Source organism: Pedobacter caeni (assembly GCF_900129215.1).
In the GTDB taxonomy this organism is placed as follows: domain Bacteria; phylum Bacteroidota; class Bacteroidia; order Sphingobacteriales; family Sphingobacteriaceae; genus Pedobacter; species Pedobacter caeni.
The window spans coordinates 20,353-33,550 of sequence record NZ_FQUQ01000004.1; the positions used below are offsets into that span (position 1 = coordinate 20,353).

Genomic DNA, 13,198 nt, shown 5'->3' on the forward strand with positions numbered 1-13,198 from the left:
AAAATGAATAAAGATATGCACAACAGGTTAACTGGATGGGGAGTGCTATTGCTCTCTCTTTTCCTCAGTGTTCTTACTTCATGTAGTAAGAAAGACAACAACTCACCGGTAATCAGCGTAGCATTTGAAAGTTTCTCTCATGGTATTCCCCCTTCGGGAGAAGTGATCATGAAGATTGTAGCCAGTGCTCCTGTACCTAATGAAACGATCATCCCTTTCAGCTTAATTGGAAGCGCTATGGTTGGAACAGACTATGAAATTAAAGCGACGTCTTTTGTTTTTGCTGCCGGAACGAATGTAGCAGAGGTAAAAGTGATCACGAAACCTTCATTTGATAAAACGAAATCTCTAAAGGTGACGCTTCGTGATATGCCTGCAGGAATAAAACCGGGGAATTTATTATTCACAGAAATTGGCATCGCGCTAAAAGATATATTGATATATAGCTTTGAATCTAAGAGTGTAACCATGACCGAATCCGCAGACATCAACCTGACCCTTCAAACTGGTGCAGGGACTTTTGTTGCGGAAAAAGAACTGAGAATTCCGGTTGAATTTATGGAGGGAACCACCGCTATTGAAGGCCGTAACTTCAGTTTTGATGGTCCTAAAGAGTTTGTCATTCCTGCGGGGAAATCAAAAGGAACAGTAAAATTGAAACTCATCAAACAGGAAGCTGGAAAAGATGTGATCATGATGAAACTTACAGGATTAAATCAATATTATGCAGCTGGCAACTTTGACAAGACCAAAATCACCATTTTTGGCGGTGCTTATGAAAAGCTCAAAGGCAGCTGGAAGTATAAAGGTTTTACCAACAGGGAATGGCTCGCTCAAAGCACAGAACACTTAAATGATTCACCTGCAGCACTTCCGGGAAAAAATACAGATAAAGACCTGTTGATTTTTGGAGACAATGGGATGAAAATAGAAATGACCGGAGATGTTAAGAATTACTTCAAAGATGCGACACTGCTCAATATGGGTGAAGTAACGGAAGTATTGCAGGAAACAGCAGGTTTTCCTTTAAGGGTAAAAATGATGCTGGTAAAGGTCTCTGCAATGAACGTTAATTTTTCTGCGACAAAATCTAAGATCCGACCAGGAGAACTGGGATTAAGGATTTTTAAAGAGGGTCCAAAAGAAATACTGGAAGTAACCATACGGGATTATGAACCTACAGATTTCCTTGCCAACACTTACAAGGAATATCAATCTTATGGAGATACACCTGTCATGAAAACGATGCCGATACGATATCATTTCGAAAGGGCAAATTAAGTACTCTGAGCGCAGCTGCACCATTCCGGTGCAGCTTTTTTTTGACCAATAAAATCTCTAACGTTCTTCTATAATTTGTAGTATTCCATTCCTTCCAATTTTAAACAGCCTCGCTTTGACTAGCTTTTTTTGATCAAAACCATGAACAAAATGAACAGATTTATTCCAAAAAGATAAAGAATATTGATTAGCAAGCTGTTGAAACTACAAATAGAAAGGAATCACTTTATTTCTAATAAAAACAGCCAAAAATAAGACTTTAAAAAATGAACAAGATGAACAGAAATTAAGCCCTGTTTGTGACCTAAGTTTGAGGTAACGAAAAACAAATAGTTGTCCTGCTCAGCCTGAGGGCATAAAACAGCTATAAATTCCTCTCTTGTTATGCTGCTCTTCAGACTAAAAAACATAAGTATCAGTTGTTTTTGTCTGCTACTGACTTTAGTGTTTGTGGTTGGAGGAGGAGATGTGGCAAAGGGGCAGAAGATGTATGCAACACAGAGCAGCCAAAGTGGAACAGGAACAATCACGGGTCTAGCAAATGTCAGAGGAGCAAGCACAACGACTCCACCTGCCGGATCGACTCCGGCCAATATTACCGTCACAGGAACTACCGGGGCACTGGGAGGATCTGCGGTTTCGGCGTATATCAATCTGCAATTCGCATCCAATGTTCCTTTAAATACAGTCGTATTTATCAAGGTCTCTGCGATTACGCTTCCTTCGATAGCAAGTTCTATTAGTGCAGCAGCCTACAACAACACAACCATAGCTGCAGGTTCGGCCTTTTATGAATTAGTAGCTGGAGACGGTACTCAATACATCGGTGTATATGCAACTGGAACCTTCAATACTGCCCGGCTTATTGTAACCGGTGGTGGTGGCGGACTTTTAGGCGCTCCCGCAGAAACCGCAAGTGCAAATGTATTTTACGCCTATTATAACACGTCAAATATCGCCGACTGCGGATTGTCTTTAGGGACCTCATGGTCTGGCAACGGAACTGTGAGTAACTCTTTGAATGCAATAGATGGCAACATGTCTACATTCTCTAATATTACCCCTTCGGTTCTCCTAAGCACAGTGGAACAAAGTTTTCATTTTTCAGGTCCATCCGTTACAAATGATGAGGTGAAAGCAACTCTTTCCATTCCACCTAGCGCATTGAGCCTCGGCTTACTTAGCAACATTGCAGTGAATGCTTATAATGGTAGCAGTACCACTCCCGTCTGGTCATCCAATCTTGGCGCGGTCTTAAGTCTTGATTTGCTGGGTCTTTTCAACACTGGAGCGCCAATTACGGTTTCGGTTAAGCCCACATTACCTTTTGACCGGCTTTCTATCAATTACGCCGCAGTATTAGGTCTTTTAGTTACCCTACGTGTACATGAAGTTCAAAGGACAACTGCCAGTCCGGTGTTTACTGTACAAAATCTGACCATATGTGCGAATAATACAGCTACATTAATTGCAACGGCACCTGCAGGCAACGTAACCAAGTGGTATGATGCAGCAGGAACACTTCTTTTTACTGGAAACAGCTTTACTACCCCTGCACTAAGTACAACAACAACCTATTACGCTGCCACAGCAAAAAATAGTTGCAGCGGGGAATCACTGAGGTTGCCAGCTGTAGTCACAGTTAATCCTTTACCAACAGTAGCCGCCATTACCGGAACAACCACCCTTTGCGTAGGCAGTACTACGCCATTAGCTAACGCCACCGCCGGAGGTACATGGGGTACAAGTGATCCACTAAAAGCAACAGTTTCTACCAGTGGTGTAGTTTCGGCTATTGCTTCGGGAACTGTGACGATTACATATACTGTTACGGGAGCCAATGGTTGCACCAACACTGCTTCAGCTTTGGTTACTATTAATGCGCTCCCTGTTGTCCCGTCTATTACTGGTACAACGACTCTTTGTATGGGTGGCAACACCACTTTAAGCAATGCAACTCCCGGAGGAACATGGGTTACCAGCGATCCTCTAAAAGCCACCGTTTCTGCAGGTGGAGTAGTTTCAGGTATAGCGATTGGAACAGCAACGATTACTTACACAGTTACCGGAGCTAACGGATGTGTGAATAGCGCTTCAACACCAGTCACCATTAATTTACAACCGTCCCTCCCAGCAATCAGTGCAAGGTCCATTTGTCTGGGACAAACGGTTAACCTGAGCACTTTAAATCCTGCTGATGCAAACGGAAGTACTGCAGGCAGCTATGTATGGTCTGCTACTGCGGGCGGGACAGCCCTACCTTCAACCACCGTGACTCCTCCACTTGGAAATACCACCTACTATGTAAGATATACCATAAACGGTTGCTTTAGCGACAGCAATGTGCTCGTTGTTGTTCACCCTAAACCTCCAACTCCACACGTCACTTTAAATTTAAATTAACCTATATAAACTCTTAAACTTTAAAATTATGAAAACGAAATTCACAAACTTAAGATTAATCGCAGTAGCATTCTTCTTATTCGCATTGCCATTCAGTGTACTTGCTGACTCTTACCCATTATACCTTTGTGGTGGTGCTACAGCCAATTTAAAGCCAGATGCAACAGTTGAAGCAGGGCTTGTTGTTGGCGACCAGGTGGTTTGGCAGGAATGGAGTACAGCAGATGCTCCTATGGGCTCAGCAACACCGCTTTCGGTAACTGTTGCAGGTACTGCTCCTGTATTTACCGTAAGTAATGCATTAAGCACAGGAGAACACCGCTTTAAAGTTTTCATTATTTCGGCTTCACCAAACACCTGTTCGGGGGATGTGTCGCCTGCATTCAGTCTTTATGTCTTGCCGGAAGCAACATTAGCTCTTGGAGCACCATCAAATGCCAGTTTCTGTCAGGGCGCCTCTAACCCAACCACTCAGTCTTCTGTCATCCCTGCAAACGCAACTGCTATCGCTCCTGCACTTACAGATGTAAGTTATGCTTATACCTGGACTGCAACAAAAGGTGGTGTGGCTGTTGGTGATGTAAGTACCATTGGTGTGGCTTCAGGAAATACCTTCACACTAAACAATACTGCCGGAGCCGGAGCATACATATTCACAGCATCGATTAAATATGTGGTTGCTGCCGGAGTCTTAAAATCAGGGGATACAAATGGATGTGTTAAAACATCAGCACCTTCATCAACCATCACGGTTACGCCTAAACCAGCTACACCAACAATCTTGATTGCGCCATAATTACTTATAACTATTTAAATGTTTAACAGGAAAAAAGGTTTTGTGTCAGGTATGCTGTTGCTCAGTGCAACGGCATGCTTTGCGCAATCTAATGCTCCGCCTACAGCGAATATCCCGAATGGTTCTTCGCTAAAATTGCGGGCAAGTTCTGTTAATGCAAATACTTACCAATGGATCAGAGATGATGTAGCTATTCCAAACGCCACTCAGGAAGAGTATGTCGCCTTCTTGCCGGGTACTTATACCGTTATTTCGTTCAATACTGAGGGCTGTGCCTCCGATATATCACAGCCTTTAATCCTGACTGCTGGTCCTGTTACCTCGGTCAGCGCTGATGTGATGATAAAAAAACAGTCAGAATCAAAAGCCGTAAGCATCAGTAATACCTTTGAATACAACATTCAGATCAAAAACAATGGAGCAGGCACGGCTAGTATGATTAAGGTTCTGGATGTTCTTCCAAAGGAATTGAGTATGGAAGAACTCGGCCGGCCGACACTTGGGTTCGCCGATTACAGTTTGGGTAGTAAAACTGTGGTATGGGAAATTGCAAAGCTGGAAAACGGGCAGACTGCAGATCTTAAGATCAAAGTCAAAGCCCTGAATCCGGGGATGATCAGCAATACCGCTACAGTAAGCGCCAAAGAAGAAGATCCAAATCTCGCCAACAACACCTCTACAGATGTTAAATCTGTTGCCAATCTCGCTATTCCCAATGTATTTACACCAAATGGAGATGGGCGTAATGATACATTTACGATCCCCGGACTGGAACTGTACGAAGCCAATGAGCTGACTTTCTTTAACCGTTGGGGATCTACTGTGTATGATAAAAAAGGATATAAGAATGATTGGGATGGTAGTCAGCTAAATGAAGGCACCTATTTCTACTTATTAAAAATCAAGATTGCTTCCAATAAATGGGAGGTTTATAAAGGTTTCATTACGATCATCCGTTGATGACCAGCTCATTCATTAATACATAAAAAATCCGGCTGCAAAGCGCCGGATTCTATATTCTTATTCTATTTAAAAACCTGTATTCTGACTCAGGTTTGGATTCAATGTTCTTTCTGTTTCCGGAACCGGCATCAGGAGATACTTATCATCCAGCACAATGTTATGTAATTTCAGCTGTTGCTGTTTCATTCTTCCCAGCCTTAGCAAATCATACCTTCTTTGCCCCTCTGCCGCAAATTCCCAACCTCTTTCGTCTACAAGGGCGGTAATAAACTCTTCCTTACCAGGAGTAGTGACCATGCTCAAAGGCAATAATCCTGCCCTGTTTCTAACCGCATTGATGCCATTAAATTTATTGAGATCAGCGCTGTTGATCTGGTTCATGGCCTCCGACTGCATCAGCAAAACATCTGCATAACGCAGGATCACCCAATTGTTTCTCGCACTGTTTCCCTGTCTGGAAGGATCGGTGAATTTGAGGTAATAAAAGTTAGCCGTATTGGGTACTGCCCCTATTGTAGCAGCTTTTCTAAGGTCTGTTGCTGCATAAGATAAGGCAAAAGCATTTTCTACGTAAAACGCTTCATTCCCATCAAAAGGTGCAACAGCCTTTGGCAAATGCATTCTTGGCGTAATCGTTCCAACGCTTGGTGCCAGACCAAACTGAACGGTAAAAATCTCCTCTTTATTGGCGGCTTTTTTATCCGGATTAAACACATCCGCAAAAGGCAATAAGGTGTATACTGCGGGACTTACCGCAATGACCCTATTACAAGCCGTCAGCGCATCCTGATAATCCGTAGCAACTGCCGCAGCACCGGATGCCCTGGTTAAATAGACTTTAGCCAGTAAAGCACTTGCCGCTCCACTGGAAACCCTTCCTTTGGAAGCCGCAGGAATCTTATCTTCGGTCACACAGTTTGCTTCCGCAAACTTTAAGTCCAGCACAATCTGGTCATAGACTGATTTAAGCGGACTCCTTGAAGGTCTTAAATCATCCGTTCCTTCGGTTGCTTTCAGCAAAAGAGGCACTTCACCAAAGCTCCTTACCAAATCAAAATAGGCCAGGGCACGCAGGAACCTGGCATTGCCAAGGAGGTTATTTTTTGCGGCTTCAGCGATTGGGCCTCCTTCTACATTTCCGATCACATCGTTTGCCCGGTTGATCAGTACATAAGAATTGTTCCACCAGTTACTGATCTCTCCATTGGTAGAAGTATAGGTTTGGCTATACAATTCCGGCCGGTTGGTTTGTGGTAAGCCGACCTTCATCTGATCTCCCGTCAGGTCGTTTACTACCCAGACGGTCCGGCCATAGTATTGCTGCAACTGCATAATGCTGATCACTCCATTCAATGCCGCATTGGCATCTGCTTCCGTTTTATAAAACTTATCCTTGGAAATAAAATCATAAGGATCCTCCTGGAGAAATTTCTTACAGGATACGGTTGTCATTAAAACCATAACCGCTAATAATATCGTTATTTTCTTCATCGTCGTTTTCTTAATAAATGATCAATTAAAACCCAAATCTTACGCCTGCAGTATAAGTTTTCACCGTAGGGTAGGCATTGTAATCCGTATTCATGCTCAGGCCATTGCTCAATGCAAAGGAGTTAACTTCAGGATCATATCCACTGTATTTTGTGATCGTCAGCAAATTCGTTCCCGTTGCATACACATTAATGGATTTGATCGTTTTGCCCAGTACTTTACCAATAGGAATATTGTAAGACAGCGATACGGTTTTCAGGCGAAGGAAACTGCCATTCTCTACCACATCACTTGTGATTCCCGTTCTTCTGCGCAAGGTGCTGTTCGCTTTTGGAATAGTATTGCTGGTATTCGGGCCGGTCCAACGGTCATTTACACTCGCCAGTTTATTGGTGGTAAAATCACCGGATTCCATTTCATAGCGGTTTAAGTTGAGCACTTCCGCTCCCTGAACACCTTGAATGAACACATTCAGGTTTAGCCTTCCATAGCTGAAATTGTTGGTGATTCCGTAGATAAAATCAGGTTGAGCATGGCCAATAATCTCCCGGTCTTTGGCATCGATCACTTTGTCGTTGGTCAGGTCTGCATATCTCGGATCGCCCGGAAGCACGCCTTTAATTCCACTGGCATCGATCTCTGCCTGTGTTTGCCAGATCCCCAGGAAGCGGTAACCATAAAATGAGCCGATAGACTCCCCTACTCTCAGGACATTTGTTCCTCCTGTTCCTGAAGGGAAAAGACTGGAACTTGCATCACCCACGAAACGTTCTTTTTCTCCTGCCAGATCGGTCACCTTATTGCGGTTCATAGAGAAATTCAGGTTTGTGCTCCATTGGAAGGTTTTCCCGTTGATATTTTCGGTATTCAGCGCGATTTCAAAACCTTTATTGTCTACACCTCCGGCATTGAGCAGAATACTTCCAAACCCGGTACTACGCGGCACAGAGACATTCAACAAAAGGTCTTTGGTATGTTTACTATAATAATCGGCAGTTAAGGTGATTCTGTTTTTAAAGAGCGCCACATCCACTCCGATGTCAAAGGAAGAAGTGGATTCCCAGGCCAGGTTTGGATTGGGGATGTTATTTGGAGATACACCAACCACACGGCCATTCCCTAATGTCGCCCCATTGTTGAGGTAACGTGCCATGGATTGATATGGATCAATTTCCTGATTTCCGGAAACACCCAGACTTGCGCGAAGTTTTAAGTCGCTGATAAACGTTAAGGACTTCATAAAATCTTCTTCAATGACGCGCCAGGCAACTGCTCCTGAGGGGAAGTACCCCCATTTGTTATTCACTCCGAACTTAGAAGAACCGTCAGCACGCATGGTAAAGGTAAACAGGTATTTGTCCATCAGTCTGTAGTTCGCACGTCCGAAAAAGGAAGCCAGCGAATTTTTCACCCTTCCCGAGCCAGGAACCAGTACATTGGAACCAATTCCGATGTTATCCGGACCAAGCACATTGGTGAAGAAATTGGTGCTTGCCGCAAAGAAATCACTCGTATTAAATTCCTGCATACTGAAACCACCAACGATATTCAGCGCATGGTTTTTATTGATCTGTTTATCATAGGTCAGGGTATTTTCATTCACCCATCCCAGGTTATCTGAATACTCTTTTCTTGCAGATCCAAGGGTATTGCTTCCCAGAAACAAATCTGAAGGCACAAACATATTTCTCGTTTCGAGGTTAAAGTCTGTACCCAGGGTGGTCTTAAATTTCAATCCTTTAATGAGCTCATACTCCCCATAAAAGTTGACCAGGCCACGTATATTTTTGTATTGGTTCTTTGATTTTTCAGCATAGGCTACAGGATTACCCAAGGCAAAAGCATAACCCGTAGGGCCGTTCTGATAGGTATAATCACCATTGGTAAAAACAGGTACAGCAGGGTTTATCCTTAAGGCATCCAGTAATACGCCTCCTGCTGAACCGCCTCCGGTATTGACCAATGCTCTTTTATCGATCGCTCCGGTGAGCTGGGAAGTAAAACCGAAGTTCAGTTTCTCTCCAGCTTTTTTATCCAGGTTAAACCTTACTGAAGCTTTTTTGTAGCCGGAATTGAGGATGATGCCCTGCTGATCAAAATAGTTCATGCTCAGGTTGTATTTTGTTTCTGCTGTTCCTCCAATAAAGTTCAACTGGTAATTGCTGATCGGGGCAGTTCTGAACAGCTCGTCCTGCCAGTCTGTTCCTTTACCCAATGCAGCAATCTGTGCATCAGTATAAGGTAAAGCCTTTGCAGAACCAGGTGTTTCAATATTCGTAAGTCTTTGCGCATCATTAAGGTAATTTGCAAACTCAGTTGCATTCATCATTTCATAAGGGTTCCGGACCTTCTGCAAGCCATAATAGGCTTCAAAATTAATGGCCGATTGCCCGGCTGCGCCTTTTTTGGTGGTCACGATGACTACCCCATTTGCACCCCTGCTACCATAAATGGCAATGGAAGAAGCATCTTTCAGGATGTCTATAGATTGAATGTCGTTAGGATTGAGCGAACTTAAATTTCCCGCTCCCGGAAAGCCATCAATTACAAATAGTGGTTCATTGCTGGAATTGATGGAGTTGGTACCACGGATTCTTAAACTTACTGTTCCTCCGGGTTGCGACTGTGTCTGGCTCACCTGTACACCGGCTGCCCGCCCCTGAATGATCTGATCCAGACGCGCAATAGGTACATTTTCTACACTCTTGGCGGAAATGGAAGAAACCGCACCGGTCAGGTCTTTCTTGCGTTGAGTACCATAACCCACCACAACTACTTCCTCTAACCTCGCATTTTCCTCTTCGAGGATCACATTAAGAGGTCCTGTTCCCGGTTTCAGTTCCTGGCTCTGAAAGCCGATGCTGCTAAAGACAAGCAGGTCGCCAGGCTTAGCAGCGATAGAAAATTTACCATCCGAATTGGTGGACGTTGCTATTGCGGAGTTCTTAACCCGTACAGAGACACCCGGTAAGGGGCTGTTTAGTTTATCTTTTACAACACCATTAACCGGCGTTGTTTGCGCAAATACGAAGGTACTGCAACAATAGAATAAAGCAATAAGAAGGGGGATTCTTTTCATCATATCAGATTTGGTTTAGTTAATTAACTTCTCAGGGAGAAGCGGTTAGGGGTATAACCGGAAACATTAAGCAGATGAGCTTTGCTGGGATTGATCCAGCGCAAGGCGATGCCTCTGGAAAAGGCAGGGGTTCATTGATTAAATATTCGGTCAGGCCTAAAGTAGGCAACAATGAACCCCTGAAGGGGTGAAATTCTTAAAGTAATGGGATGAAAATTATAAAATAAGTTAATAAACAAATCATTTGCTATCTTGTTGTTAAAGCATAAAGCCCGGCTGCCGGTTATGGAAACCAAAATGGATATACTTATCGCAGGAGGAGGATTGGCAGGATTAACCGCAGCCATTCATCTTTTAAAATCAGGATTCCCCGTTACACTTATCGAGAAAAATACTTATCCGCAGCACAAGGTATGTGGTGAATATATTTCCAATGAGGTGGTTCCTTACCTGGAATGGCTCGGTCTGGACATCAGCTCCCTCTCTCCTGCAAGAATAAACAGATTTCAGCTTTCCACGATAGCAGGGAAACAACTGGAAGCAGTGCTGCCATTGGGAGGATTCGGAATCAGCAGGTATGTACTGGATGCTTTTCTTTATGAGCATGCCCTGGAAAGGGGATGTCAGTTTATTTGTGAAACAGTAACAGACATCAGCTTTGCTCAGGAAGAGTTTCAGGTAAAACTGGGAAACAAACAGGTACTCCGGGCAAAGATTGTCATTGGTGCCTATGGAAAAAGAGATGCCCTGGATCAGAAATTATCCCGGAGTTTTATTCAAAGGAAGTCGCCATGGCTGGCCATAAAAGCGCATTACGAAGGTGCTTTCCCTGATGACCTGGTTGCACTCCATAATTTTGATGGTGGTTATTGTGGGGTATCTAAAGTGGAAAACAACCGGATCAACATCTGTTACCTGGTAGATTATGCTTCTTTTAAACGGTACAAAAGTATTCCCGAACACCGGATGCAGGTGCTTTACAAAAACGAGCATTTAAGGAAACTCTTTGAAAATTCCAGGATATTGTTTGAGGATCCGCTCGTGATCAGTCAGATTTCATTTGAGCGGAAAACTGCAGTCTGGAATAACATTTTAATGATTGGAGATACCGCAGGACTGATCCATCCGCTCTGTGGAAATGGGATGGCGATGGCAATCCATAGTGCCAAGATTTGCGCAGAATCGGTGATTGATTACCTGGAAGGAAGGACCATTTCCCGTCATAAGATGGAAAGCAATTATCAGAATTTATGGGAATTACATTTTAATAAGAGGCTTCGTGCCGGAAAAATAATCTCCGGAATTCTGAGGAAGAGGCAACTCTCTGACAAATTACTGCGTATATTAATGAAGTTACCTTCTTTATTACGCCTGCTGATTAAGCAAACCCATGGAAAACCTATAATGCCAACGTAATGGTCGACACTTCTCAACGTAGCAATGCTCCTGAGGTCATGGATGATTTTTCCATGGAAGGAGAAGTATTGAGGGATGCTTTGGATAAAATAGCGGGAATTAACAGATTGTTAGGTGGGAACAAGATCACCTTACAGGGGGTAAAACAGTTACTCAGCAGTGATGATGCTCAAAAAACAATCAGGATTCTTGATGTGGGTTGTGGCAATGGAGATATGCTGAGGACACTTGCTGGTTTTGCCCGTAAAAAGCATTTGACATTCCAGCTGACCGGTATAGATGCCAATGCATTTACCATCAGCCATGCCCGGCAGCTTTCGGAAAGTTACGAGAATATCGATTTTTTATGCGCAGATATCTTTGAGGAGATCCTTTTGGAAAAGGAATACGACCTGATCCTTTGTACCCTCACACTACATCATTTTAAAGATGAAGAGATTTTGAGGTTATTGAAGGGTTTTAAAGAAAAAGCCAGGCTGGGCATTGTGATCAATGATTTACAACGGAGCGCCCTTCCCTATTACCTGTTTATCGCTTTGTGTTTTGTGTTTCGGCTCAACAGCATGTCGAAAGAGGATGGCCTCGTTTCGATTTTAAGAGGGTTTAAAAAAGAGGATTTGCAAGGTTACTCCGATCAATTAAATTTTAAAAACACCAGTATCCGATGGAAATGGGCTTTCCGTTACCAATGGATTATTCCTTCAATATGAGTGTAAAAATCAAAACCGTAGCCAAATCTCTGCCTGAATACTCGAGAAGTACTCCGGAGATCCTTCCATTTCTGGACATCTGGCTCTCCGGGCAAGAGGACCGGCTGATCAGAAAAGCCAGGAAGATCTTCGAAAATGCAATGGTAGACCGAAGGTACTCGATCATGTCGCCGGAAGAAGTTTTCAGTAACATGTCTTTTGAGGAAAGGAATGACATTTACATCCGGGAAAGTATCCGGCTGGGGACCGATTGTTTAAAGCAGGCTTTAGAAAAAGCATCCTGGAAAGGAGAAGATCTGGATTACATCATTACGGTGAGTTGTACGGGGATGATGATTCCCTCGATGGATGCTTACATCATCAATAATTTAAGATTAAGACAAGACATTATCCGTTTGCCAGTCACCGAAATGGGCTGTGCTGCCGGGATTTCCGGATTGATTTATGCGAAGAACTTCTTACAGGCCAATCCTGGAAAACGTGCTGCTGTAATTGCGGTAGAATCGCCTACGGCAACATTTCAATTGAATGATTTCTCTATGGCCAACATTGTAAGTACCGCTATTTTTGGGGACGGGGCTGCTTGTGTGTTGCTCTCTTCTGCTCCTGAAGACGAAGGTCCCGAAATCGTTGCAGAAGAAATGTACCATTTCTATGATGCAGAGCAACTCATGGGTTTTCACATGGGCAATTCGGGTTTAGAAATGGTGTTAGACGTTGAGGTTCCGGAAGAGATTGAATTGCATTTCCCTAAGATCATCCATCCTTTCCTGGCCAAACATGGATTGAAAGTTTCGGAGATCAGTCATTTGATCTTTCATCCCGGAGGCAAAAAAATCATTCAGACGGTAGAAGCATTTTTTAACCAGTCGGGTCAGAACATCAATGAAACCAGGGAGGTCCTCCGGCAATATGGAAATATGTCCAGTGCAACGGTGTTCTATGTATTGATGCGTTACCTTGATTTAAACCCTAAGAAGGGGGACCTTGGATTGATGCTAAGCTTCGGACCTGGTTTTTCTGCACAGAGAATATTATTAAAATGGTAAATTAGCCGAC

The 13,198-nt window shown here is 43.5% G+C and carries 9 protein-coding genes; 7 read left to right on the top strand and 2 right to left on the bottom strand.

Annotated features, from left to right (window positions below; genetic code table 11):
• Positions 1 to 3: 3 nt before the first annotated feature.
• From BUC20_RS19445 to BUC20_RS19460, 4 genes are all read left to right on the top strand, one after another.
• Positions 4 to 1,281: a hypothetical protein gene (locus tag BUC20_RS19445; RefSeq protein ID WP_143166858.1), complete on the top strand. Its 1,278-nt coding sequence runs from the start codon at positions 4 to 6 to the stop codon at positions 1,279 to 1,281.
• A gap of 384 nt (positions 1,282 to 1,665) precedes the next feature.
• Positions 1,666 to 3,684, top strand: a complete 2,019-nt coding sequence (locus BUC20_RS19450) for an Ig-like domain-containing protein (RefSeq protein WP_143166859.1) — start codon at positions 1,666 to 1,668, stop codon at positions 3,682 to 3,684.
• Positions 3,685 to 3,712: 28 nt separating this feature from the next.
• The gene (locus BUC20_RS19455) at positions 3,713 to 4,480 is read left to right on the top strand and encodes a hypothetical protein (RefSeq protein ID WP_073232771.1); all 768 of its coding nucleotides are present in this window, start codon (positions 3,713 to 3,715) and stop codon (positions 4,478 to 4,480) included.
• An 18-nt stretch (positions 4,481 to 4,498) separates the two neighbouring features.
• The gene (locus BUC20_RS19460) at positions 4,499 to 5,440 is read left to right on the top strand and encodes a T9SS type B sorting domain-containing protein (protein ID WP_073232772.1); all 942 of its coding nucleotides are present in this window, start codon (positions 4,499 to 4,501) and stop codon (positions 5,438 to 5,440) included.
• Between the two features lie 69 nt (positions 5,441 to 5,509).
• Here the strand turns inward: BUC20_RS19460 and BUC20_RS19465 are convergent, their stop codons facing one another.
• Positions 5,510 to 6,934: a RagB/SusD family nutrient uptake outer membrane protein gene (locus BUC20_RS19465; protein WP_084529083.1), complete on the bottom strand. Its 1,425-nt coding sequence runs from the start codon at positions 6,932 to 6,934 to the stop codon at positions 5,510 to 5,512.
• Positions 6,935 to 6,959: 25 nt separating this feature from the next.
• Complete coding sequence (locus BUC20_RS19470; RefSeq protein WP_073232774.1) at positions 6,960 to 10,016, bottom strand: SusC/RagA family TonB-linked outer membrane protein; 3,057 nt, start codon at positions 10,014 to 10,016, stop codon at positions 6,960 to 6,962.
• A gap of 282 nt (positions 10,017 to 10,298) precedes the next feature.
• Here BUC20_RS19470 and BUC20_RS19475 point away from each other — a divergent pair, with 282 nt between their 5' ends.
• Genes BUC20_RS19475 through BUC20_RS19485 form a run of 3 tightly spaced genes read left to right on the top strand, consistent with a single transcriptional unit; the run spans position 10,299 to position 13,188 of the window.
• Complete coding sequence (locus tag BUC20_RS19475; RefSeq protein WP_073233863.1) at positions 10,299 to 11,429, top strand: NAD(P)/FAD-dependent oxidoreductase; 1,131 nt, start codon at positions 10,299 to 10,301, stop codon at positions 11,427 to 11,429.
• Positions 11,429 to 12,139 carry a methyltransferase domain-containing protein gene (locus BUC20_RS19480; protein WP_073232775.1) on the top strand — a complete coding sequence of 237 codons (711 nt, stop codon included), beginning with the start codon at positions 11,429 to 11,431 and terminating at the stop codon, positions 12,137 to 12,139. The genes BUC20_RS19475 and BUC20_RS19480 overlap by 1 nt, the downstream gene beginning before the upstream one ends.
• Positions 12,136 to 13,188 (top strand): type III polyketide synthase, encoded by a 1,053-nt coding sequence (locus BUC20_RS19485; RefSeq protein WP_073232776.1) that lies wholly within the window; start codon positions 12,136 to 12,138, stop codon positions 13,186 to 13,188. The genes BUC20_RS19480 and BUC20_RS19485 overlap by 4 nt, the downstream gene beginning before the upstream one ends.
• Positions 13,189 to 13,198 lie beyond the last annotated feature (10 nt).

Bases quoted from the DNA above. Each gene is read 5' to 3' on its own strand.
- BUC20_RS19445 (WP_143166858.1), top strand. From the start codon at position 4: ATGAATAAAGATATGCACAACAGGTTAACTGGATGGGGAGTGCTATTG.
- BUC20_RS19450 (WP_143166859.1), top strand. From the start codon at position 1,666: ATGCTGCTCTTCAGACTAAAAAACATAAGTATCAGTTGTTTTTGTCTG.
- BUC20_RS19455 (WP_073232771.1), top strand. From the start codon at position 3,713: ATGAAAACGAAATTCACAAACTTAAGATTAATCGCAGTAGCATTCTTC.
- BUC20_RS19460 (WP_073232772.1), top strand. From the start codon at position 4,499: ATGTTTAACAGGAAAAAAGGTTTTGTGTCAGGTATGCTGTTGCTCAGT.
- BUC20_RS19465 (WP_084529083.1), bottom strand. From the start codon at position 6,934: ATGAAGAAAATAACGATATTATTAGCGGTTATGGTTTTAATGACAACC.
- BUC20_RS19470 (WP_073232774.1), bottom strand. From the start codon at position 10,016: ATGATGAAAAGAATCCCCCTTCTTATTGCTTTATTCTATTGTTGCAGT.
- BUC20_RS19475 (WP_073233863.1), top strand. From the start codon at position 10,299: ATGGAAACCAAAATGGATATACTTATCGCAGGAGGAGGATTGGCAGGA.
- BUC20_RS19480 (WP_073232775.1), top strand. From the start codon at position 11,429: ATGGTCGACACTTCTCAACGTAGCAATGCTCCTGAGGTCATGGATGAT.
- BUC20_RS19485 (WP_073232776.1), top strand. From the start codon at position 12,136: ATGAGTGTAAAAATCAAAACCGTAGCCAAATCTCTGCCTGAATACTCG.